The sequence below is a fragment of the Arthrobacter sp. TJ-265 genome (genome assembly GCF_058269135.1).
Window position 1 is genome coordinate 655,654 of sequence record NZ_JBZCND010000001.1, and the last position, 20,984, is coordinate 676,637.

At 69.9% G+C, this 20,984-nt stretch carries 23 protein-coding genes and 1 tRNA gene; 10 read left to right on the plus strand and 14 right to left on the minus strand.

Translation table 11 applies throughout. The annotated features are described in order from the left end of the window. Window positions 1-39 precede the first annotated feature (39 nt). Window positions 40-113 (plus strand) — tRNA-Met (locus tag AC4D2E_RS03120). Between the two features lie 71 nt (window positions 114-184). Here the strand turns inward: AC4D2E_RS03120 and AC4D2E_RS03125 are convergent. From AC4D2E_RS03125 to AC4D2E_RS03135, 3 genes are read right to left on the minus strand one after another with little or no spacing between them, the layout of a single operon-like run. Beyond that, window positions 185-586: a hypothetical protein gene (locus AC4D2E_RS03125; protein WP_104165959.1), complete on the minus strand. Its 402-nt coding sequence runs from the start codon at window positions 584-586 to the stop codon at window positions 185-187. Further along, window positions 576-1,178 carry an Asp23/Gls24 family envelope stress response protein gene (locus AC4D2E_RS03130; RefSeq protein ID WP_104165957.1) on the minus strand — a complete coding sequence of 201 codons (603 nt, stop codon included), beginning with the start codon at window positions 1,176-1,178 and terminating at the stop codon, window positions 576-578. The genes AC4D2E_RS03125 and AC4D2E_RS03130 overlap by 11 nt, the downstream gene beginning before the upstream one ends. Continuing rightward, window positions 1,169-1,861, minus strand: coding sequence for an RNA polymerase sigma factor (locus tag AC4D2E_RS03135; protein ID WP_181033557.1), 693 nt, complete (start codon window positions 1,859-1,861; stop codon window positions 1,169-1,171). The genes AC4D2E_RS03130 and AC4D2E_RS03135 overlap by 10 nt, the downstream gene beginning before the upstream one ends. Window positions 1,862-2,180: 319 nt before the next feature. Here AC4D2E_RS03135 and AC4D2E_RS03140 point away from each other — a divergent pair, with 319 nt between their 5' ends. The 5 genes from AC4D2E_RS03140 (at window position 2,181) to AC4D2E_RS03160 (ending at window position 4,797) form a co-directional block, all read left to right on the plus strand. After that, window positions 2,181-2,702, plus strand: coding sequence for an Asp23/Gls24 family envelope stress response protein (locus AC4D2E_RS03140; RefSeq protein ID WP_104165954.1), 522 nt, complete (start codon window positions 2,181-2,183; stop codon window positions 2,700-2,702). Window positions 2,703-2,867: 165 nt separating this feature from the next. Then, window positions 2,868-3,050 (plus strand): hypothetical protein, encoded by a 183-nt coding sequence (locus AC4D2E_RS03145; protein ID WP_104165952.1) that lies wholly within the window; start codon window positions 2,868-2,870, stop codon window positions 3,048-3,050. Between the two features lie 5 nt (window positions 3,051-3,055). After that, entirely contained in the window at window positions 3,056-3,526 is a 471-nt protein-coding gene (locus tag AC4D2E_RS03150; RefSeq protein ID WP_490951620.1) for an Asp23/Gls24 family envelope stress response protein, read from the plus strand. Continuing rightward, window positions 3,523-4,104 (plus strand): DUF6286 domain-containing protein, encoded by a 582-nt coding sequence (locus AC4D2E_RS03155; protein ID WP_146067396.1) that lies wholly within the window; start codon window positions 3,523-3,525, stop codon window positions 4,102-4,104. The genes AC4D2E_RS03150 and AC4D2E_RS03155 overlap by 4 nt, the downstream gene beginning before the upstream one ends. 72 nt (window positions 4,105-4,176) lie before the next feature. Beyond that, on the plus strand, window positions 4,177-4,797 hold the full coding sequence (locus AC4D2E_RS03160; protein ID WP_490951621.1) for a hypothetical protein: 621 nt from the start codon (window positions 4,177-4,179) through the stop codon (window positions 4,795-4,797). Window positions 4,798-4,885: 88 nt separating this feature from the next. Here the strand turns inward: AC4D2E_RS03160 and AC4D2E_RS03165 are convergent, their stop codons facing one another. The 6 genes from AC4D2E_RS03165 to AC4D2E_RS03190 form a co-directional block, all read right to left on the minus strand. Beyond that, window positions 4,886-5,263: a DUF1622 domain-containing protein gene (locus AC4D2E_RS03165; protein ID WP_258069725.1), complete on the minus strand. Its 378-nt coding sequence runs from the start codon at window positions 5,261-5,263 to the stop codon at window positions 4,886-4,888. Next, window positions 5,256-6,647, minus strand: a complete 1,392-nt coding sequence (locus AC4D2E_RS03170) for a hypothetical protein (RefSeq protein ID WP_490951622.1) — start codon at window positions 6,645-6,647, stop codon at window positions 5,256-5,258. The genes AC4D2E_RS03165 and AC4D2E_RS03170 overlap by 8 nt, the downstream gene beginning before the upstream one ends. Before the next feature lie 164 nt (window positions 6,648-6,811). Beyond that, window positions 6,812-7,249, minus strand: a complete 438-nt coding sequence (locus AC4D2E_RS03175; RefSeq protein WP_219815682.1) for a DUF7144 family membrane protein — start codon at window positions 7,247-7,249, stop codon at window positions 6,812-6,814. 395 nt (window positions 7,250-7,644) lie between these two features. Continuing rightward, window positions 7,645-9,036, minus strand: a complete 1,392-nt coding sequence (locus tag AC4D2E_RS03180) for a cryptochrome/photolyase family protein (protein WP_490951623.1) — start codon at window positions 9,034-9,036, stop codon at window positions 7,645-7,647. A gap of 126 nt (window positions 9,037-9,162) precedes the next feature. Then, entirely contained in the window at window positions 9,163-9,981 is an 819-nt protein-coding gene (locus AC4D2E_RS03185) for a PspA/IM30 family protein (RefSeq protein ID WP_490909752.1), read from the minus strand. A 54-nt stretch (window positions 9,982-10,035) separates the two neighbouring features. Next, window positions 10,036-12,153: a TPM domain-containing protein gene (locus tag AC4D2E_RS03190; protein WP_490951624.1), complete on the minus strand. Its 2,118-nt coding sequence runs from the start codon at window positions 12,151-12,153 to the stop codon at window positions 10,036-10,038. A 348-nt stretch (window positions 12,154-12,501) separates the two neighbouring features. Between AC4D2E_RS03190 and AC4D2E_RS03195 the strand changes: the two genes are divergently transcribed. The 4 genes from AC4D2E_RS03195 (at window position 12,502) to AC4D2E_RS03210 (ending at window position 16,812) form a co-directional block, all read left to right on the plus strand. Next, on the plus strand, window positions 12,502-14,037 hold the full coding sequence (locus AC4D2E_RS03195) for a S1C family serine protease (RefSeq protein ID WP_490951625.1): 1,536 nt from the start codon (window positions 12,502-12,504) through the stop codon (window positions 14,035-14,037). A gap of 199 nt (window positions 14,038-14,236) precedes the next feature. After that, a complete protein-coding gene (locus AC4D2E_RS03200) occupies window positions 14,237-15,064 on the plus strand; it encodes an electron transfer flavoprotein subunit beta/FixA family protein (RefSeq protein ID WP_490951626.1) in 828 nt (275 codons plus the stop codon). A gap of 44 nt (window positions 15,065-15,108) precedes the next feature. Continuing rightward, window positions 15,109-16,056, plus strand: coding sequence for an electron transfer flavoprotein subunit alpha/FixB family protein (locus AC4D2E_RS03205; protein WP_104165935.1), 948 nt, complete (start codon window positions 15,109-15,111; stop codon window positions 16,054-16,056). A 3-nt stretch (window positions 16,057-16,059) separates the two neighbouring features. Continuing rightward, complete coding sequence (locus AC4D2E_RS03210) at window positions 16,060-16,812, plus strand: PIG-L deacetylase family protein (protein ID WP_104165933.1); 753 nt, start codon at window positions 16,060-16,062, stop codon at window positions 16,810-16,812. A 24-nt stretch (window positions 16,813-16,836) separates the two neighbouring features. Here the strand turns inward: AC4D2E_RS03210 and AC4D2E_RS03215 are convergent, their stop codons facing one another. The 5 genes from AC4D2E_RS03215 to AC4D2E_RS03235 form a co-directional block, all read right to left on the minus strand. Beyond that, on the minus strand, window positions 16,837-17,703 hold the full coding sequence (locus tag AC4D2E_RS03215) for an anti-sigma factor (protein ID WP_490951627.1): 867 nt from the start codon (window positions 17,701-17,703) through the stop codon (window positions 16,837-16,839). A gap of 16 nt (window positions 17,704-17,719) precedes the next feature. Continuing rightward, the gene (gene sigK, locus AC4D2E_RS03220) at window positions 17,720-18,337 is read right to left on the minus strand and encodes an ECF RNA polymerase sigma factor SigK (protein ID WP_104165930.1); all 618 of its coding nucleotides are present in this window, start codon (window positions 18,335-18,337) and stop codon (window positions 17,720-17,722) included. A gap of 180 nt (window positions 18,338-18,517) precedes the next feature. After that, on the minus strand, window positions 18,518-19,375 hold the full coding sequence (locus AC4D2E_RS03225) for a class I SAM-dependent methyltransferase (protein WP_490951628.1): 858 nt from the start codon (window positions 19,373-19,375) through the stop codon (window positions 18,518-18,520). A 19-nt stretch (window positions 19,376-19,394) separates the two neighbouring features. Continuing rightward, complete coding sequence (locus AC4D2E_RS03230) at window positions 19,395-19,862, minus strand: tRNA (cytidine(34)-2'-O)-methyltransferase (protein ID WP_490951629.1); 468 nt, start codon at window positions 19,860-19,862, stop codon at window positions 19,395-19,397. Between the two features lie 9 nt (window positions 19,863-19,871). Beyond that, the gene (locus AC4D2E_RS03235; protein ID WP_104165925.1) at window positions 19,872-20,858 is read right to left on the minus strand and encodes a J domain-containing protein; all 987 of its coding nucleotides are present in this window, start codon (window positions 20,856-20,858) and stop codon (window positions 19,872-19,874) included. Window positions 20,859-20,984 lie beyond the last annotated feature (126 nt).

The window sequence follows — 20,984 nt, forward strand, 5'->3', positions numbered from 1 at the left end:
TGCTTCTCCACCCCGCGGCCGGTAACGTTAGTTACACGCCGCGGGGTGGAGCAGTTCGGTAGCTCGCTGGGCTCATAACCCAGAGGTCACAGGTTCAAATCCTGTCCCCGCAACGGAAAAGAAGTCCGGTCCACCATCTGGTGGGCCGGACTTCTTGCTTTCCCGGGCGCCCGCGCCCAAAGTGTCACGGCGCGGGCGTGCCTTCGATGGCGAGGATGGTGACGTCGACGTGGCCGACGGCCAGGCCGCTCGCCCTGATGACGTCGACGGCGACTTCCTGCACTTCACGGGCCAGGTCGAGCGCAGGTCTCGAGATGTTCGTCGCCAGCTCGACGTGCAGGTCCAGGACGCCGTCGGTGAGGGAGAGAACCAGCCCGTCGCGGGTAGCGACTGCCGGGGGCGGGGTGTCGGGCCGGACGTTCCGGTGGAGTTGGCTGACCGACGCGACTTTCCAGCGCGTCAGGACACTGCGCATGGTCGGTTCCAGGCGGACGACGCCCGGGTGCCGGCCGAGCGCGGTGCCGAGCGTGTCGGCGATGGAGTCGAGATCGACGACCCGCGCATGGAAGGGCTGCTCAGACGTCATAGAGATCCTCCACACCGATGTCGATCTGTTGCATGGTGATCCCCGTCTGCGCCTGCACGATGGTGCCGACCCGTTCGCGTAGCAGAGTCACGGTGGCGGGAATCCTCACCTGGGAGGACAGCGCGACGGTGAGCGTGATCCGCACGTCCTCGCCGTCGACCGCCGCCGTCGACGGCGGCCCTGCCGGTGAGGTCTGTGGTTCCCGGGTGCCGGCAATGGTGCATCGGCGAGCGCGGACGCCGGGCAGGGTGGAGGCAGCAAACCGGATCAGGCCGGTGAGTGCCTGTTCGCTGATGTCGATGGTCCCCCGAGGTGTGGTGCCAAGGGGAACACGTCGGCTGCGCCGTATCTCCGCCCGGGCGACCATCAGGATCGCTGCCCGCACTCGACGGCTCGGTCGCAGGGCCGGGTCACTGCGGTCACGGTCGCGCATGGACCTGGTGACCGCTTCGAGGTGCTCGAGGGCGGCTCGCGCGCTCTGACAATCCCGGCATGTTCGTTCGTGGATGCTGGCCGGTCGGTCGATGGATTCCCAGACATCGTCGATGATCCGTCCGCACCCCAATCGGGGCTGCCCCTCGTTCATCGCCATGGCTCCATCCCTTCTGCGAGAATCCGTCTGGTCCGGGCGATGCGCCCTCGAACCGTACTCTCCGGCAGTCGCACGATCGCTGCGATCTCGGTGTAGGAGAACTCATGGACATCGCGCAGTAGCCAGCAGGCCCGCGGACCGGCCGGGACTGCCCGCACGAGACAGGCAAGGGCCTGCATCTGCGCTTCCGCCTCGTAGCGCAGCGCCGGGTCCTGGCAGATCCCACCTCCGCGCGCATCCCATTGATTCCTGAGTTCGGCCTCTCCCACGGCGGAAGCGCCGTGGGAGCCACCGGGTACGGGCTCGTCGTCGAACGAGTCAGGGGCAGCCGGGTGGCGTCTGCGGCTTCGGAGGTTGTTGAAGCATTTGTTCGTGGCCGCACGGTAGAGCCAGGGGGTGAACGCCTGGGGGGCTGCAAGGTCCGGCAGGCCCCGCCGGGCGGCGATGAACGTCTCCTGCACGATGTCCTCGGCTTCCGCATAATCGTCGAGCATCCTGAAAGCCAACCGGAACACCCCGCCCTCATGGGTGGAGAGCAGCCATTCGAAGGCGTGGACATCGCCGTTCTGCGCTCGAGCGACGATGGTGAGCTCGTCCAGGTCGTCCAGCGCCTCCGCCGACGCCAGGACTGCAGGGTGCCCGGGAGCCTCGGTGGCAAGGGCCGTACGAGACGCGCCCTGCACAGGTCCAGTGCCCGATTCAAGGACCTGTCCAGGGCTCGGTCCGGAGCCCGCGTGCAGTTCCGAGGGGGATCCCGCCGGGGAGGAAGGCCGGTGGCATCCAGGCTCGGGTCCCATGGCACCTGCCCCCTTCCGGACCTCACTGCAGCTCTGCAGTTGCGGCACGTCGACGTGCTGCTCAGCATAGGGGGAGCACTTCGTGCCCAACAGTCGTCCGCACCGGATCGAGGAAAATATGTGGCCTGTGGACGTGACGTTTCGGGCTTGCTGGTGTCTTTAAGGGTGTAAGGCACCAACACCTCACACAGGAGGATCGATCGACATGACAGAGGATCAGAGCACCGCAGCACGTCGGGCAGCAGTCGTCCCCAACACGGGCGAGGAGCAGAAGCGTCAGGCGGAGCAGTCCCGTGAAGCCGAGCAGGCACGGCCGGTGGGCCCGCTGCAGACCAGCCAGGGCAACACCACCATCAACGAGACCGTCGTGCAGAAGATCGCCGGCATCGCCACTCGCGAGGTCCCCGGCGTATACGCCATGGGCAGTGCAAGCCGGCGCGCGTTCAGCAGCATCTCCGAGCGCATTCCCGGATCACGGACGAACGTCAGTGGCGGGGTCACGGTGGAGAAGGGTGAGCGTCAGGCAGCTGTCGATCTCAGCATCATCGTCGAGTACGGTGCCTCCATCGTCGAGGTCAGCCAGATGATCCGCCGCAACGTCATCTCCTCCGTCGAGGAAGCCACCGGCCTGGAGGTCCTCGAGGTCAACATCAACGTCACCGACGTGCACCTCCCCGACGACGAAGAGCACGATACGGACGAGCCGGCCCATGCAGCCCTGCAGTAGCACTCGCGCGGTGGTCCGGGGCCATGACCGCGCTCCCACGCCGGTGATGGCCACGGGGCCGGGCGTCGACGGATCCTCGCAGATCCCTCCTGTCCGCCGCCCTCCGGGCAGCGGACCTCGTGTGAATGCGCCCGTGGAGGGCGCTGTACGGAAAGGCAACCGATCATGAGCACAACAGCTATGGGACTGCTGGCCGGCCTCGTCCTGGGATGGGCTGCGGCCTTCGGTGGCTTCTACGAGTTCGTCGTCGTCGCGTTCTTCGGTGCCGTCGGACTGATCGTCGCCCGCGTCATCGACGGCAAGCTCGACCTCGGATCCCTGACCGGACGCTCCACCACCCGCAGGTGAGCGACATGGACGACATCACCGAAGGGAGAACACCGACGGAGAGCTCCGCCAGGCACCCTCGGACGCCCCCCTCCCCGCTGCGCTCCACCGCCTCGCCGACGTCGACCGGTTCCGATCCGTCGACACGGGGGACCCTGGTCATCGCTGAGCGCGCGATCGAGAAAGTGGCGAGCAACGCGGCCTCGAACGTCCCGGGCGTCAGCGGACCCTCCGGCGGTTTCCTCGGTCTCGGTGCCCGCCACAGCGACACGGCGCGGCCGAAGGCCGCCGTGCAACTCAACGGACTCATCGCGTCCCTCCGTCTCGAGGTCGGCATCACGTACCCGGCACCGCTGAAGCAGACCAGCGAACTGTTGCGGGAGCGGGTCCGCGAGGAAGTCTCACGGATCTGCGGACTCGACGTCCGGCAGGTCGACATCGACATCGACACCCTCGCCGACCTCACGAAGAGTCAGGGCCGAAGGGAGCTCGCATGAGCCGCCCCGCCACCCCACCCAGCAGAACGCAGTCGCTGCACCGACGGTCCAGCCGCTCGCTACCCGCGACGCTCACGGCACTGGTCCTGCTCTCGGCAGCGGTGGCCGGAGCGTGGATGGGAATCACCCGGATCGCGACCGGCTCCTGGCCGGACTTCCTGCGCTCAGGGCGCGAGGCCTCTGCTTCCCTGACCTGGAACAGCCCGACCGTGATCACCGCGTCGATCATCGCGGCCCTGCTCGGACTGATCCTGCTCCTGGCAGCGCTGCTGCCGGGCCGGCACAGCACTGTTCGACTGAACGAGCCGGACGGCCGTCGGGCAGGCAACTCCGAGGCGGTCCTCACCCGTCGCGGGCTCAGCAAGATCGCTGCAGCGCACGTCGATCGCATGGACGGGGTCGACCGGAGCTCGGTGACGACCACTGCCAAGCGGATGGACGTCAGCGTGCGCACACCGCTGCATGACGCAGGCGACCTCGGCAATCGCCTCCAAGCGTCCCTCGACACCAGGATGGACGATCTGGGAATCACGCCGAAACCCGTCATCAGGGTGCGCGTCGGCACGACCAACGACTGATGCCACCCGTCGGCGATGACCGACCGAGGACCACCCACCACTCACGACGGCATTCAAGGGAAGAAGGAACTCATGAGGGAAACTGCCGGACGGCTCAACCGGACCTGGCTGGCCATCATCGGGCTCCTCGTCCTTCTCCTCGGCGCGGCCGGGCTCCTGCTGGCCAGTGGGGCCGCCGCCACCGTCACCGGGGCCCTGAACGCCGGATTCATTCCCGCGCGACCCTCCGACACGGTGGTTCCGGCCGGACTCCGTGACGCCTTCACGGCCGACGCGGCGCCCCTCGTCCTGACAGCCCTCGCCGTGCTCGTCGGACTTCTGGCCCTGCTATGGCTACTCGCACAGGTCCCACGCCGGCATCCTGCCCGCACCTTCCGGCTGCACACCGACGACGGAGGCACCGGTTACACACGGTGCGAGCCCAAAGTCCTCGCCGAAGCCGTCGAGAACCATGTGCTACGACTCCCCGGAGTCACCGGAGCGGACGCGTTACTCAGGGGAAGCGCCACCGAACCCGATCTGTTCCTCACGGTCCGCGTCGACGACCGTGCGGACCTGCAGGACCTGCTGCACCTCATCCACACCGACGTGGCAGCAGACCTCGAAACGGCCCTGGAAACACCGCTGCGCAACCTCGCTGTCCTGGTCACCGTCGGGAACCAGCAGCGCAACGACAGCACTGCCGTCCTCTGAGCACCGCCCTCGTCGCCCCGAGGCCACCGACGATCTCAGGGGGTGACGGGCAGCAGACCGGGTCGAGCGCCGCGGTCATTCGCCGCGGTCATTCTCCTGGCTCGACCTGTGACTGCGCGGCCGCGACACGCCACTTCGCCCAGGGCCAGATGCCGTCGATCTCCACCTCGAGGGAGAAGCTGAGCGCTATGCGGATCGCGACGATGCCGGCGAGCACCGCCACGCTCTGCGGGGTCTGGTCGACGAGGATGGTGCGGATGATGTCGGCGACGATGAGGATCTCCAGCCCGAGGAGGATCGCACGGCCCACGTTCCGGCGTAACCGCTCGTACGCCTTCCCTCGGGAATCCGCTCGCCGCATCGACGGCACCGCGGCCACGAGGGCGAATCCGGCGCCGACGATCATGATCAGTGCGCCGACGACCTCGATGACGAGGACCCCGACGGAGACGACCTCCTCAAACACGCTGCGTGTCCCTCGCCGGCGGGGCCACGCCGACGACGGGCTCGCCCTCGACCCGCACGTCCACCTCGACGGCCGGCGGCCGTTGCAGCAGTTCGAGCAGCAGGATGGCGATCAGCGCGGCGGCCGCCGTCCAGAGGGTCACCCCCGGCGTCAGCGGCCTCACGAACAGCACGATGGCCGCACCGATGACGGCGATCCCGATCCGGATGTACCGGCGCGAGCTGTAGAGGAACGCACCGAACCTTCCGGTGGTCGCTCCGTTGCTCTCCGCCGCCGCGCGTGCCCGCCTGGCCGTGTCGACCGTCAGGCGGCGCACCGCCACGGCGCCCCGGAACGGCCCCGCGAGGTAGGCGACGACGGCCGTGGTCACGCCCGCCACCCCGACGGCGAGGGCCGTCGAGTAGAGCAGGGGGACGAGGGCGGCATAGATCGCCTCGGCGGCGCCCGACGGCATGTACTGCGGTGAGAGCGCGGCGACCGTGGCGACGCGTCCGATGGCCACGCCGAGGGCGAGGAACGCCATCGCGACCGCCAGACCGAGACCGGCCCAGATCAGCGCCCGTGCCCTCCTCCGTGCGACGAGGACGCCGGCGGCGAGCAGGGCGATGCTCACCCAGGGGAGCACGAAGCCGAGCACGTCGACGGCCTGGTAGGCCGAGCGGGCCTGGACGAGCTCATCGGACTGGGCCACGACGATCGTGCGGTCGACCTCGGGGATGCGGTCGGCCAGTGAGAAGCCCTGCGCCGTCAGCTGCTCCTTGACCGCGGCGACGATCGGTCCGAGCTGGATGCCTACCTCGCCCGCGTCGCTGATCACGACGGCGCCGGAGGTGTCTCCGCTGAGGGCGGACGTCAGCCCGTCGTGGCTTCTCCTCAGCGCCTGGTCCCACACCTGTTCGAAGGCGTCGGAGGCGATGAGCTGCTCGGTCGTGGAACGGATCAGCGACTGGGCACCCTCCACGGCCGGCTGTTCGAGCAGCTGGAGCGCGGTGGCGGCCCTCGGCGGGAGGTCGAGGGTGGCGATCCCGTCGAACAGGTCCGAGGTGATCGTCTCGATGTCGACGCTCTCGTTGATGGCCGCGGTGATCTCATCGACCAGGTAGGACTGGAAGGCCGGATCGTCGAGGATCGGGGACACGGTGGCGACGAACTGGTCGGTGTTGGTGACTTCGGCCTTCGTCCACGCCGCGACGACGGCGAGCGGGGCGAGGAGCACCCCGAGCGCGATCAGCAGCACGGCGAGGAACGCCCGCCCACGTCCGGTCCGGCGGACGCGTGCGGGCGGTGGCGTCCCGACGGGATCGGCGTGGAGCTGCGACTGCAGCCGGGCGATCTCCGCCGACAGCCTTGCGATTTCCTGGTCTCGGGTCTCGGTGACATGCATCTGCACTGCGCCTCTCGAGTCGGAGGATGGCGTGGGAGTACGCCTGGGATTCGGGCCGGCCTGCCGGGCGCTCGGGGCGGCGAGGGGTCCGCCGGTCCACGAAGGTCGAGGCGGCGGACCCTCACCACTTCACGAGGACCTCGGCGTGGAGCCGCCCCGGTCTGTCACTCGGCCACGATGTCGCGGCCGTGGAGGACGGCCGCCCAGATGACGAAGATGTCGAGCGCGATGACGGTCAGGCTCCACAGCGGGTAGTAGGGCATCCACACGAAACTCGCGACCATGCTGACACAGGCCACGATGACGGCGACCGTCCTGGCCCAGGTCGCACCCTGGAACAGGGCCACGCCGGCGACCGCCACGACCACGCCGAGGATGAGGTGGACCCAGCCCCACGTGGTGATGTCGAACGCCAGGACGTACTCGGGCAGCACGACGTAGAACGTGTCGTTCAGGAGTGCGACGATGCCCTGGAAGGCGTGGAAGACGCCGATCATGATCATCAGGGTGCCGGCGAGGACGGTCACGCCGACGGCTCCTTCGCTGCGCCGGGAGGTGGATTGGTCGAAGTTGGTGGTCGAGGTCCTGCTGTCGTTCGACATGCTGACTACTCCTTGGTCGGGCCCCCCGGGGGGACGCATTGGCTACCGGACCTGCCCTTGCGGGTAGTCCACCGTGGCCCTGCCCGAGGCCGGGCCATGTGTACACCCCGAGAATCCTGCACGGCGGCTGCACCCGCATCACCCCAAGATGGTGAGCACGCGGATGGTGGTCGGCGGGCGGCAGGGGGCTCACGGCCGCCGGGCCGGGGGAGGGTCATCCGCGCCGGATGATGCGCCGCCCGGCGGGACGTGGGCCGCCACGTAGGGGGAACGGCTTCGACGGACACGAAACAAGTCCGGCCCACCATTGGGTGGGCCGGACTGCTGGGTCTCGGTCTGCCGCGGCATCGCGGGCGCCGCCGGTGGCGGAGGAGGGGATGGACCCGGACGCGGGCTCAGCCCTGCGAGAGGGCCTTGAAGGCGCTCAACGCCCGCTCCCGGCTCTCCTTGAGGTCCACGACCGGTTCGGGGTAGCCGGGTGCCGCTCCCTTCCATGGCTCGTGGATGTTGTCGGCGTCGGCGAGTTCAGGGACGAAGCGGAGAAGATACCGCCCCTCGCGGTCGAACTTCTTGCTCTGCAGCACCGGGTTGAAGATCCGGAAGTAGGGACTGGCATCCGCCCCCGATCCGGCCACCCACTGCCAGCTCGCGGCGTTGCTCGCCGCATCGGCATCGACGAGGCAGTCCCAGAACCACCGTTCTCCCACGCGCCAGTCGATCAGGAGGTTCTTGATGAGGAATGACGCCGTCGCCATGCGCACCCGGTTGTGCATCCAGCCGATCTCCCACATCTGGCGCATACCGGCATCGATCAGGGGGTAGCCCGTGCGGCCGCGCTGCCAGGCTTCCAGCTCCGACTGCGAGGAACTCTCCCACGCGAAGGCATTGAACTCGGGACGATAGTTGACGGTGGCGAGCTCGGGATTGAAGTACAGGAGCTGCCAGCTGAATTCGCGCCAGCCGAGCTCGGACCCGAAGACGCGGATGTCCTCCGCCGTCGAGCTGTCCTTGTGGTCCTGCGCCGCGTGCCAGACCTCGAACGGGCTGATCTCGCCGAAGCGCAGGTGGGGGGAGAGCATGCTGGTGCCCTGGACCGCGGGGAGATTGCGGTTGTCCTTGTAGCCGTGGGCGGCACCGTCGAGGAAGTCGTCCAGACGGGCGTGGGCGCCGGCCTCGCCCGGTGTCCAGGTCTCCCGCAGGCCCTGCGCCCAGTCCGGCGCGGTCGGGAGCAGTCCCCAGGCGTCCAGATCGTCGGAAGCCAGCTTCGGGCCCCTGAGGGACGTCGGAGCGGGCAGGGGAGTGCGCGGGGTCCTGAACGTGAGGCAGGCCCTCCAGAAGGGCGTGAACACCTTGTAGGCCTCGCCCGCGCCGGACACCACCTCCCACGGTTCGTACATGAGGTTGGCCTGGAAGCTCGCGGCCTCGACCCCCTGGTCCGTCAAGGAGGTCTTGAGCGTCGCATCCACGGTGCGTTCGACCAGACCGTAGCGCCGGTTCCAGAGGACCGACCGCGCCGACGACTCCTCGACGAGCTGCGGCAGGACCTCCGCCGCCGCCCCCCGCCGCAGCACGAGCGGTATTCCGAGCTCGCCGAGGGACCCGGCCAGTGAGGCGAGCGAGTGGTGGAGCCACCAGCGGGACGCGCCACCCAGGGGGCGGATGCCGTCGGTGCGATCATCGAGCACATAGCAGGCGACGACGTCGTCGCCCTGCTCCGCCGCCCTGGCGAGCGCCGGGTTGTCGGAGATCCGAAGGTCGTCGCGGAACCACACCAGTGTCACAGCCATGCATTCAATCTACCGGCGGGCTCCGACAGTCCGGGCCGCGGACGCAGCAGGGGACCGCAGCCTGACGGCTGCGGTCCCCTGCTGTCCATCCTGGTCCTGACCGGTCACCGGCCGGACCGGACCGGATCAGTAGGTGGTCTCGCTCCTTGTCGCCGGAGCGCCGGTGGCGGCGCTCGGGTCGATGGCGGCGTCGGCATCACTGTCGGCGCCCTGGCCGATCGCGGACTGCGACCCGGAGCCGGACTTCAGCGCCGCGAGGCGGGCTTCGATCTCGGTCTGCTCCCCGAGGTCCTCGAGGCTCTCGAACTGGGCATCCAGGCTGGACGATACGAGTTCCTGCTGACCGCGGACCTTGGCCTCCTCACGACGGATCTTCTCCTCGAAGCGGCCCACCTCGCTCGTCGGGTCCATGAAGTCGATGCTCTTGACGGCGTCGTGCACCTGCTGCTGGGCCTGCGCGGTGCGCGAGCGGGCGATCAGCTGGTCACGCTTGACCGTGAGCTCGTTGAGCTTGCCCCTCATCTGGTTCAGGCCGGTCTTGAGCTTCTCGACGATCTCCGTCTGGGAGGCGATGGTCGGCTCGGCGCCCTTCGCCTCGTTCTCCGACGCCATCTGACGCTGGATCGCGACCTTGGCGAGGTTGTCGAACTTCTGGGCGTCGGCGGTGTCGCCGGAAGCGCGGTACTCATCGGCCTTGCGGGAGGCGGCGAGGGCCTTGTTGCCCCAGCTGCGGGCGTTCTCGATGTCCTCGTTGTAGTCGTCCTGCATCATCCGCAGGTTGCCGATGGTCTGGGCGACGGCGCTCTCCGCCTCGGCGATGCTGTTGGTGAAGTCCCGGACCATCTGGTCCAGCATCTTCTGCGGATCCTCCGCCTGGTCGAGCAACGCATTGATGTTGGCCCGGGTCAGTTGAGCCATCCTGCCGAATATCGACTGCTTTACCATTGATTTCCCTTTCGATTCTGCGAATGATCCTTGTGTCCGGCCGCCCGAGGACGGCTAGAAGTCGCCGAAGCCGCCGCCGAAGTCCCCGAAGCCGCCCCCGCCTCCGCCGAAGCCGCCGAAGCCGCCTCCGCCGAAGCTCCCGCCGTCACCCCCGAAGCCGCCGCCGAAGCCGCCGCCGTCGTGGTGCCCGCCGCCGAAGCCACCGCCGTTGAGCAGGCCGCCGAGCAGGATGCCGCCGAGGAGGGCGCCGCCCATCCCGTCGCCGCCGCGGCCTCCGTACCGGCCGCCCATGCCCATGCCCATGCCTCCGCCGCCGAAACCGTCGACGTCCTGCTCAGCGAGCTGGGCTGCCTGCTCGGCGAGCATGGTCGCCTGCTGGGCGTGGGACAGCGCGGTCACCGGGTCCGAGCGCTGGAGGTCGACGGCGTAGTCGAAGTTGCGTTCGGCTTCGGCCAGGCGGGTCCGGGCTTCGCTGCCCACGCCGCCGCGACGGGCACGGATGTAGTCGGCGGTCCCGGAGATGCTCGACTGCGCCGCGATCAGCGCGTGCTGGAGGGCGTCCTGTGCGCGCCGGGTGTTCTCCGCCTGGTCGCGCACGCCACCGAGCGCGGCGTCGAGCTGTGCTTGTGCCGCCTCCAGGCGCTGGAGCAGGGCCAGCGGATTGCTGCGCCCGTTCTGCCGCTCCTGGCGCACCGTCGCGACGGCGGCCTGGAGGGCCGCAATGGGTCCGGCGAGGTCGCGGTACTGCCCCGTGCGGTCCATGGCCTGGGCCTGCGCGAGGTCCTGCTCGCTGTCGGGCAGCGCGCGGTCGAGCTCGCGCTCGGCGCCGCCCAGTTCCTCCGCGCGCTTGTCGATCGCATCGAGCAGGACGGTGCTCTGGTGTACCGACTCCTCGGCAGCGCGGACGGCGACGACGGCACGCCCGGTGTCTCCCTGGGCCATCCGCGCCTGCGCCTCGGTGGCCGCGCTGCCCACGAAGGCCAGGCGCTCGCGGGCCTGCTCGATGTTGTCGGATACCTGGGTGGTGGCCGACTCGAGGTAGCGGGCCTGCAGGGTCCGCAGGGTCCCCTCGGCGGCGGAGAACCGCCGGCCGGCCTCGTCGGCGGCGGACTGCGCACGGCGCAGGGCGTCCGGTGCGTTCCGCTCGAGCTCGCGCAGTGCGTCGAAGTCCTCCTTGTGCTCCTGCAGGGAGGCATTCACGTCCTCGCACCGGCGGATGATCTCCCCGAGCCATTGGCGCTGCTGCTGCTCGGTGTCCGGGATGTGATCGTCGAGCTGCTGCTGGAGTTTGAAGGACTCGCCCATGTGCTGCTTCGCGGTCGCGATGTCCTGGGAGAACGTGGCGATGGCCTCGGTCCCGTACTGCGCCTCCGCGAAGCCGAGCTCCTGCTCGCTGGACTTGATGGCGTCGTCGGCGGCGATCAGGAGGCTGCCCGCCCGCTTGCGCAGGTCCTCCACGCTCAGGGCCGCGAGCGGATCCACGATCTCGCCCTCGGAGGACGGTACCGGCCCGTAGCCGTATTCCTCGCGTTTGCGCTGCGCGCTGCCGGCGCCGCTCCTCTTGAGCAGCATGTAGCCGCCGGCACCCGCTACGGCGACGAGCCCGCCGACGAGCACCAGGCCGCCGAGGCCACTGCCGCCCGAACCGCCGCCGTCCTGGGACGTCCCGTCACCCGGGGAACCGCCGGTCCCGCCGGCGAGCGCCTGATCGACCCCCTCCACCGCTGCGAGACCGCCTCCCAGCCAGTCATCGGCCTGCAGTTCCGGGATGACGTAGCTGGTGCGGATCTCCTGGACCGAGGGGTAGATCCCCGACTGCTCTCCGGCCACGAACCCCACCTCACGCTGGTCCACCGCGACGGCCAGGACGGCCTCGTCGGCGGACGACGCGTTCGCGATGGCGACCTCCTCCGCCCACTGCCCGGCGTTGCTCGGGTTCTCGAAGGTGTCGACGTAGGCCACCCGGACGGTGAATCCCTCCGACGCCTGCAGGTCTGCGACGGCGGCTTCGAGTTCGCTCTCCTCCTCGGGGCTGAGCACTCCGGCATTGTCGATCACGTAGTCCCCGGACGGGAAGGTGATCGGTTCGTCGGCGAACGCCGCGGTGCCCGAGACCAGTGGGATCGCCACGACGGCGCCCAGCACAGCAGAGACGCGGGTGCGCCTGCTCATCATTCGCATCTTCGACCCTTCAGCACGTCCTCCGGGCCTGTCCGGTCCCAGGACTGAGGCCGGTGGATGCCGGAGGCTCCCTGTCTTTCCGATTCTATGGTTGGCGTGGGGGAGCGTCCACCATCGACACCTATGCCCCTAGCGAAAGGCACGGCCTCCATCGACGCCGGACGGCGGTGCACCCGCGCCCTGGTCGGGGATGTCGGAGGATACTGGGGTCAGGAGCCCCGACGCCGTCGTGCCGCAGCAGCACATCTCCAGCGACTTCCCAGATTCCGCACAGCGGACGCATGCGGAAGGCTCAGGGAAAGTTGTCATGATGTTGTCAACAGCAACGAAAGGACCCCCATGAACGAGCAGCCGGGTAACCCCGACCGACCCCTGCCTCCCCAGCCGCAGACTCCGCCGTCGTGGGGCACGGGCGCATCCCACCCCGTGACGGGGACCCAGCCGGTCGCTGGACCGCCCACCGCGCAGCATCCTGTCACCGGTCCGGAGCCGACGGTCGAACCGCAGGCAGGGTCCCAGCCGGGAGGGTCCCAGCCGGCAGGGTCCCAGCAGGCCCCGTCCGTCTCCCGTCCCGGCTCCCACCCCGCCTACACGGGACACCAGCCCTTCTACGGCGAGCAGAACCGGGCCCACGGCCATGCCGAGCCGAACGCCGTGGGCCGCACGGGGAGCAGGGGGCGTCGGCGTGTGGGCATGGCCACCTTCGCCGCGGGCGTGCTCGCTGCCGGGCTGGTCGGCGGAGGCGTCGCGGCAGCAGGCCTCGGCGCCCTCGACGACGATCCGACGGCGGGGATCTCCCAGGCCGCGCCCGAGTCGATCGTGGTGAACAACACCGACGACGTCAACACCATCACCGGAGCGGCCGTCAAGGCCTCGCCCAGCGTGGTCACGATCGCGGTCAGCGGCGGGACCTCAGGCGGTTCCGGCTCCGGGATCATCCTCGACACCGACGGGCACATCCTGACCAACACGCATGTCGTGACCCTCGGCGGCCAGGTCTCCGACCCGGCCGTGGAGGTCAAGCTCAACGACGGACGGGTGTTCCCGGCGACGGTCGTCGGGACCGACCCGCTGAGCGACCTCGCCGTCATCAAGATCGACGCACCGGACCTCACCGCCGCCACCCTCGGCAATTCCGACGAACTCAACGTCGGAGACACGGCGATCGCCATCGGCGCCCCGCTGGGTCTCAGCGGAACGGTCACGGACGGCATCGTCTCGACGCTGAACAGGACCATCAGCGTGGCGTCCTCCGCCGTGCCGGAGGAACAGCCGGACAGCGGGCAGTCCGACGACGGCGAAGGATTCAACTTCCTGCCCCCGGGCGGTTCGAGCGGACAGCAGCCGCAGGCGCAGGGGTCCATCTTCCTCAACGTGATCCAGACCGACGCCGCCATCAACCAGGGCAATTCGGGCGGCGCGCTCGTCGACGCGGACGGCCGGATCATCGGCGTCAACGTCGCGATCGCGTCGGGCGGCTCCGGGGAGTCCACGGGCAACATCGGAGTGGGCTTCTCCATCCCGATCAACTACGCGGACCGCATCGCCCAGGAGATCATCTCCGAGGGCGAGGCGACGCACGGCTTCCTCGGGGTCAGCGTCACGCCGGCCGGGAGCGACGGAGCCCAGAGCACGTCCACCTTCCCCGCCGGAGCGCTCGTCGAACGGGTCGAGCCGGGATCACCCGCGGAGGACGCCGGGCTGCAGGTCGGCGACGTGATCACCAGGGTGGGCACCTACACCATCAGCGACCCCCAGTCCCTCACCGCGGCGGTCCGGATCCAGACGGTCGGGCAGCAGGTGCCGATCGAGGTGGTGCGGAGCGGTGAGTCCCGGTCGGTGGACGTGACGCTGGCGCAGGCTCCCACGCAGTAGCGGACACCGAGCACGCCGACGACACGGCAGGTCGGCGCCCGAGCAGGAGGCGGTCCCGGATCAGGGACCGCCTCCTGCTCGTTGACCGGTAGGAGCGGGAGCGCATGCGATCGCGGTGCGCCAGCAGGACCTCGGTCCGTGTCACCCCCACTATGGTTAGCTAGTCGATGGGAAGATCCCCGGACGAGGAAGGTCATCAATGGACGAGGCCACAGCAAGCGGACTGCGCATCGCGGTCCTGGTGAAGCATGTTCCGGACGCTCAGTTCGATCGCCACATCAGCGGCGAGGACCTGACGACCGTACGTGCGGAGAGCATCCTCTGCGAGCTCGACGAGTATGCGCTCGAAGCGGCCCTGCAGCTCGTCGAGGCCCACGGGGGAGCCGCAGCCGGGCACCGCGTCACGGCGATCACCATGGGCCCCCCGGCCGCAGTGAACGCGGTGAAGAAGTCCCTCCAGATCGGGGCGGACGACGGCGTCCACCTGACCGATGACGCGCTCACCGGCTCCGATGCCTCCGCCACGTCGAGGGCCCTCGCCGCCCTCGTGCAGCACGTCGGACCCTTCGACCTCGTCCTGACCGGGATGGCGTCCACGGACGGCGAGACCTCCCTCGTGCCGGCACAGCTGGCCGAACGGCTCGGCCTGCCCCAGGTGACGTTCGCGGCGTCGCTCGACCTGACGTCCGGGGACGGCGGCTGGACGCTCGCCGCGCGACGGGACAGCGACACGTATGCGGAGACCATCGAGGCCTCACTGCCTGCCCTGGTGTCGGTGACCGACCAGATCAACGATCCCCGCTACCCGAACTTCAAGGGCATCATGGCGGCGAAGAAGAAGCAGATCCAGGTCCTGTCCCTGGCGGACATCGGTGTGCGGCCGGACGAGGTCGGGTTCGCCGGATCATGGACGTCGGTGCAGGCGGCCGCTCCCAGGCCGCCCCGGAGCCAGGGCGTCGTGATCACCGACGACGGCGACGCGGGCATCAGGCTCGTCGACTTCCTCGCCGGACAGAAGCTCCTCTAGCCGGTGCCCGCCCGCTCGTCCGTTCCTTCCAGGAGGGTTCCCTCATGACCTCGGTCCTCGTATTCCTCGACCACCCCGCAGCGAGTCTCGCCAAGAGCGAGCGCGAATTGCTCTCGCTCGCCGCCTCGCTCGGCGATGTCGCCGTAGCCCTTGCCGACGAGGCCGGACAGGCCTATCTCGACGGCATCGGCTCCTACGGCGTGCAGCGGTACTACCGACCGGAGGACTCGGCCGTCTCGGAGGTGCTCGTGGCCGGGAAGGCCGCGTTCCTCGCCGAGGCCGTGCGGGCTTCCGGCGCCGGGATCGTGCTGCTCGGCAACTCCTACGAATCGAAGGAGATCGCCGCCCGGCTGGGCATCAAGCTCGACTCCGGAGTCATCACGGACGTCGTGGGGCTCGACGCCGACCTGACGGCGACCAAGTCGGATTTCGCCGGCTCCTACACCGTGCAGTGCCGCGTGACGACCGGCGTCGCTATCCTGACGGTCAAGCCGAACAGCTTCGAGGCGGTGGAGGCCGGGCTTCCGTCCTCCCCCGAGGAGGTCAGCGTCGCCGTCGAGCTCCCCCGTGCCGCGGCGCGCATCACGGGCCGGGTGGAGAAGCCGGCGAGCGGCCGGCCCGAGCTCACGGAGGCCCGCGTGATCGTCGCGGGCGGCCGCGGCGTGGACGGCGACTTCGGCCCGCTGGAGGACCTCGCGGACGCGCTGGGCGGCGCGGTCGGTGCGTCGCGGGCCGCCACCGACGCCGGGTGGATCGAGCATTCCGCGCAGATCGGCCAGACCGGCAAGACGGTGTCCCCCCAGCTGTACATCTCGGCGGGTATCTCGGGAGCGATCCAGCAGAAGGCCGGGATGCAGACCTCCAAGGTGATCGTCGCCATCAACAAGGACGCCGATTCACCCATCTTCGAGATCGCCGATTTCGGGATCGTCGGTGACCTGACCACGGTGTTGCCGCAGGCCACCGAGGAGATCCGGAAGCGCGGGCTGTAGCAGGTGCCGATCGGACCGGACTCCGCGCCTCCCGGACGCGTCCTCGTCTTCGCCGCCCACCCGGACGACATCGACTTCGGTGCGTCCGCCACGATCGCCCGGTGGACCGCCGCCGGCGCGGAGGTCGGCTACTGCATCCTGACGGACGGTGACGCCGGAGGATTCTCCGACGAGGACCGGCCCGGGCTGGCCGCGCTCCGACGGGAGGAACAGGTCGCCGCAGCCGGGCTCGTGGGCGTCACGGACGTCACCTTCCTGGGCGAGCCCGACGGCTATCTCCAGCCGACGGACGGCGTCATCCGGCAGATCGTCCGGCGCATGCGGGAGGTGCGTCCGGACATCGTCCTGTCCATGCACCCCGAGCGCAGCTGGGACCGGATCCAGAAGAGCCATCCGGACCACCTCGCGTGCGGGGAGGCCGTCACGCGCGCCATCTACCCGGCGGTCGAGAACCCCTTCGCGTACCCGGAGCTCGAGGCGGCGGGGCTGAAGAGTTTCCGTGTCCCCTGGTTGTGGTTCTACGGCGGGCCTGCGCATCTCGAGAACCGCTTCGTCGACGTCACGGGAGCCGAGGACACCAAGATCGCGGCGATCAGCGCCCATCGCAGCCAGCATCCCGATGTGGAGCGGATGCGGGCGCGGGTCCGGGACATCCTCCGGGACAATGCGCGTCGCGGCGGCCTGCCGGAGGGGCGCAGCGCCGAGTCCTTCCACGTGGTGGGCATCAACACCGACGAGACGATCGCCGGCTTCTAGCCCTGCCGTCGACGCCGCCGGTGCTCAGGCCCCGAGCGGGATCTGGGCGACGATGGGCAGGGTGGGTGTCGCCGACCCGCCGTCGGGCTCGACGGTGATCGCGATCGCGCTGTACCCGCTGATGTCCTCGAGTTCCGTGACCTTCGTCCCGGCGACGTCCTCCCCGGTCATCGTGCCCACGGATTCCGGCTCCGCTCCGTCCGCGGGGATCCGCCACATCTGGTAGACGTGCCCGGGGGTCGGCGCGGGGACTCCGCTGAGCGTGACCACGGCCGCGTTCTCCTCGCCGGAGACCGCGAGGTCCGCCGTCCCGCCCGACGCGAGGGCGAGCTGCGCCGTCCTGACGTCCGAGGCCTGGAGGACCTGCTCCTGGAGCGTGGTCTGCTGCAGGGTCTGCGCGATGGTCACGCCACCGACCGCCAGCACGGCGGCCGCGGCGGCTGCCACCACCCAGCGTGCGGCGCGTGAGGACATCGAGGCCTTCGCCGTGCGGCGCTTCGCCAGTTCGTCCTGTCCGGCGTCTTGTTCCGTGTCGGGTGCGGTCGGTCCACCGATCGCGTACACCCCTGCGGTGTCGGTGTCGGTACCGGTCGCCGCGGGCGTCGGGTCCGCGTCGCCGGCGGCCCGGGGCAGCCTGGCGAGGATGCGTTCGAAGAGATCGGCGGGCGGGTCCATCTGCTCGCTCGCGTAGGCGGTGGTCACCGTCTCACGGCACGTGCGGACACGCTCCGTGAACGTCGCGCTGACGGCCGGATCGGCATCCGCCAGGAACGCATCGATGATGCGGCGTTCGTCCGCGCTGATGGCGTCGAGCGCGTAGAGCTCGGCCCACTCGAGGACGTGGCCTCGGGCCAGGTCCGTGCCGAGGTCATCGGCGAACTGTCGGTTCATATCCTTGTCCTGCATCTCAGGTCACCCCCAAACATGTCTTCAGTCGGAGTAATCCGTCTCGGATCCTCGATTTGATGGTCGGTACCGCGACGCCGAGCCTCTCGGCCACCTCGCGGTAGGTGAGTCCGCCGTAGTAGGCGAGCTTCACCGACTCCTGCTGCGTCGCCGTCAGCGTGTCCAGGCACCGCACGACGCTCTCCGCCTCGAGCCGCTGGGTCACGGTGTCGACGACGTCGTCGTGATCCACCGTCTGGGTGGCGGCCCCGTACCGCGCCTCACGGTCCGTCGCGCTCTGTTCCGAGCGCACCTTGTCCACGGCGCGGCGGTGGGCGAGGGTCATGAGCCAGGCCATGGGACTGCCGAGGGACGGGTTGAAGCGGTCCGCGGTGTTCCACACCTGGAGGTAGACCTCCTGGGTGGCGTCCTCGCTGAGTTCGGGGTCGATGAGCACGCGCCGTGCAAGCCCGTAGACGCGCTTCGAGGTCTGCTCGTAGAACAGGGCGAAGGCGGTGCGATCCTGTCGTGCGATCCTCGACAGCAGATCGGTCAGGGTAGGACCGGCGCCGGGATCAGCGGCGGACTCGTCCGACGCGGGAGCTACGGGGCTGACCCGGCTTACTCGTGGCGTTTCCATAGGGCTCCAGCATAAAGCGCCCGCGGCCCCACGCCGAACGGCGCCGGAACCCGCGCGGCGCCCGTACCGTGCACGTCCTTCACGAACAAGCACCATCCCACGCCCCCCGCTGGTTTTGACCATCCCGCTGACATGGGGTATTCGAAGCTGCACGGCCGGTGGATGGTCCGGCCGGCACGCCTACTGCGCCGGCCGGTAGTCGGCGACCGCGATCAGGGAGTCGGCGTCGAGGACGAAGGCGTCGCCGAGCCGCTCCGCGAAGACCGACCGCACGCGCAGCAGAATCTCGGGGTCGTCGGGCAGCAGCCCGCGGAATCCGCTGCCGAGTACCAGGGACCAGGCGCCGTCCGGGTCGAGCGGGACCGTCAGCCCGAACTGCTCGACCCGCACGTTCGTCAGCCCCCGCGCGTGCAGCCAGTCTGTCAGGAGCTCCACGGAGGCCAGTCTCCTGCAGTTCTCGACGAAGGCCGTCCCGGACGACCGCCCCGACGCCTCCGGGCCGTGGATACCGTGGGCGCCGTCCTCGTCCGTGCCGGAGGGGAGGACCTCGCGCAGGACGTCGAGGAGGATGCCCCCGAACCGTTCCAGGGCGCCGTCGTCCCAGGTGCTCAGGGCGATCCTCCCGCCCGGCCGCAGCAGGCCGACGATCCGGTCCATGCCGGCGTCCAGGTCCTCGAGGAGGAGAACGCCGTAGCAGCTCACGACGGCGTCGTACGGCGCGTCGGGCGTCCACTCCGCCGGGTCCACCCGATGGAAGAAGACGCCGTCCAGGGCCAGTGCCTCCGCCTTGGCTTCGGCGAGGTCCAGCATGGCCGGGGAGCGGTCGACGGCGTCGACGCGTCCGTCCGGTCCGGTGAGCTGCGCGGCAGGGATGGTCCCCGTGCCCGTTGCTGCGAACACGTCGAGCACGCGCTCGCCGACGAGGATGTCGGCGGCCGCGACCACCGCGTTGCCCACCGGGTTCCAGACGGCCGGAGCGAGGCGGTCGTGGTCCTCGGCCCCGCCGTCGGGCAGTGTTGCGGCATGACGAGCGGACATCGGGGCTCCTAGGCGTGGATCATCGCTGGGCCCCCGCGAAGCCCTGCTGACGCCAGGCTTCGTAGAGGACGATGGATGCGGTGTTGGCGAGGTTGAGCGATCGACGGGACGGCAGCATGGGCACGCGGACCCTGGACGTGACGTGGGGGTCCTGCTTCACCTCCGACGGCAGCCCGTCGGACTCGCGCCCGAACAGCAGCACGTCGCCGGGCTCGTAGGCGATGTCCGTGTAGGGCACGTCGCCCTCGGACGTGAAGGCGAACACCCGGGCGGGCTGCAGGGCGGCCCAGGCGTCGTCGAGGCTCTTGTGCACGTGCAGCACCGTGAGGTCGTGGTAGTCGAGCCCCGCCCGCTTCAGCTTCGAATCCTCCAGGCTGAAGCCCAGCGGCTCGACGAGGTGCAGTTCGGCGCCGGCGACGGCTGCGAGCCGGATGGCGGCACCGGTGTTGCCGGGGATCTCGGGCGTGTGGAAGAGGATGCGGAACACGGCTTCATCCTAGCTTCCGGCCGCGGCCAGCAGGCGCTCGAGCACGGGCAGCTGCACGACGTTCGGGGTGGGGCCCGAGGACAGGAAGGAGCGGATGGTGCGGACGGCGGTACCGGCATTCACCACCTGGACGAGGCTCGTCGAGGCGCGGTCGAAGCCCGGTGGGACGTCGATCACCGGGGCGAAGGGGTTGTCCGGTGCCCCGTGGATCACCACCCAGCCGGCCACGTTGCATTCGGGGAAGAGCTCCTGCACCGCGCGCACCGTCCGCGGCACCGGCAACTCCACCGGACGGCCCTGGTGGCGGAGGGACTGTCCGTCCCAGGAGAAGTTGCCGGGGGACGCGGTGAAGGAGTCGATCACCGCGATCCGGTAGCCGGCCAGCAGGACGTGGCCCGCCGTCGTCCCGTCGCGGTCGTCGAACCGGACGCCGTTGACCAGGCGCGCGGCCGGGTAGGTGGACAGCAGCGCCCGCTCGAGCAGTGCGGCGGTCCGGAGCTCGCCGTCGGTCCTCGCCCGGACGCCGGAGGAGAGCCTCCCGAACATGCCCGGCTGTCGGGGAGCCCCATGGAGCTGCCGGCCGGCGAGGATCAGGGGCACGGCGGGTGGGGACGACGGCGAGAACGGCGGCAGGTAGATCGGCGCGGACCGCGCGGCCTCCTCGTCCTCGACGCTCGTGCGCGTCGAGCTGCGGGGGGCCGGCGCCCCGTTGCGGCCGGCCGTCGCCGCCGCGCCGGGGGTGCGGCCGGTGCCTCCCGTGTCTCCCGTGGTCGAGGCCCGCCCGCGTCCGATGTCCGCGTCGTAGCGCTCGCGGCGCCGGGGGTCGCTCAGCGTCTCGTAGGCGACGGCGACGTCGTGGAACCGGGCCGCGCTGCCCCCGAGGTCGGGGTGCGCTGCGCGCGCCGCACGGCGGTAGGCATCCTTGATGTCCTTGGCACCGGCCTCGGGGGGCACCCCGAGGATGTCGTAGTACGACTTCCGTCCTGCCTCTGCCATCCATCGGCCCTTTCTGGTGTGCGCCCCGGCGGACCAGGAGCCGCTCCTGGAGCCGCGACCCTGGCGGCGGTCCTGCGCTTCCACCTGACACTAGGGGCACGGACGGGCCCGGACCAAAGCGGTCGT

Coding starts and splice junctions, on each gene's coding strand:
- AC4D2E_RS03125 (WP_104165959.1), bottom strand. CDS start 586: ATGACGTCTGAGCAGCCCTTCCATGCGCGGGTCGTCGATCTCGACTCC.
- AC4D2E_RS03130 (WP_104165957.1), bottom strand. CDS start 1,178: ATGGCGATGAACGAGGGGCAGCCCCGATTGGGGTGCGGACGGATCATC.
- AC4D2E_RS03140 (WP_104165954.1), top strand. CDS start 2,181: ATGACAGAGGATCAGAGCACCGCAGCACGTCGGGCAGCAGTCGTCCCC.
- AC4D2E_RS03145 (WP_104165952.1), top strand. CDS start 2,868: ATGAGCACAACAGCTATGGGACTGCTGGCCGGCCTCGTCCTGGGATGG.
- AC4D2E_RS03150 (WP_490951620.1), top strand. CDS start 3,056: ATGGACGACATCACCGAAGGGAGAACACCGACGGAGAGCTCCGCCAGG.
- AC4D2E_RS03155 (WP_146067396.1), top strand. CDS start 3,523: ATGAGCCGCCCCGCCACCCCACCCAGCAGAACGCAGTCGCTGCACCGA.
- AC4D2E_RS03160 (WP_490951621.1), top strand. CDS start 4,177: ATGAGGGAAACTGCCGGACGGCTCAACCGGACCTGGCTGGCCATCATC.
- AC4D2E_RS03170 (WP_490951622.1), bottom strand. CDS start 6,647: ATGCATGTCACCGAGACCCGAGACCAGGAAATCGCAAGGCTGTCGGCG.
- AC4D2E_RS03175 (WP_219815682.1), bottom strand. CDS start 7,249: ATGTCGAACGACAGCAGGACCTCGACCACCAACTTCGACCAATCCACC.
- AC4D2E_RS03180 (WP_490951623.1), bottom strand. CDS start 9,036: ATGGCTGTGACACTGGTGTGGTTCCGCGACGACCTTCGGATCTCCGAC.
- AC4D2E_RS03185 (WP_490909752.1), bottom strand. CDS start 9,981: ATGGTAAAGCAGTCGATATTCGGCAGGATGGCTCAACTGACCCGGGCC.
- AC4D2E_RS03190 (WP_490951624.1), bottom strand. CDS start 12,153: ATGAGCAGGCGCACCCGCGTCTCTGCTGTGCTGGGCGCCGTCGTGGCG.
- AC4D2E_RS03195 (WP_490951625.1), top strand. CDS start 12,502: ATGAACGAGCAGCCGGGTAACCCCGACCGACCCCTGCCTCCCCAGCCG.
- AC4D2E_RS03200 (WP_490951626.1), top strand. CDS start 14,237: ATGGACGAGGCCACAGCAAGCGGACTGCGCATCGCGGTCCTGGTGAAG.
- AC4D2E_RS03205 (WP_104165935.1), top strand. CDS start 15,109: ATGACCTCGGTCCTCGTATTCCTCGACCACCCCGCAGCGAGTCTCGCC.
- AC4D2E_RS03215 (WP_490951627.1), bottom strand. CDS start 17,703: ATGAACCGACAGTTCGCCGATGACCTCGGCACGGACCTGGCCCGAGGC.
- sigK (WP_104165930.1), bottom strand. CDS start 18,337: ATGGAAACGCCACGAGTAAGCCGGGTCAGCCCCGTAGCTCCCGCGTCG.
- AC4D2E_RS03225 (WP_490951628.1), bottom strand. CDS start 19,375: ATGTCCGCTCGTCATGCCGCAACACTGCCCGACGGCGGGGCCGAGGAC.
- AC4D2E_RS03235 (WP_104165925.1), bottom strand. CDS start 20,858: ATGGCAGAGGCAGGACGGAAGTCGTACTACGACATCCTCGGGGTGCCC.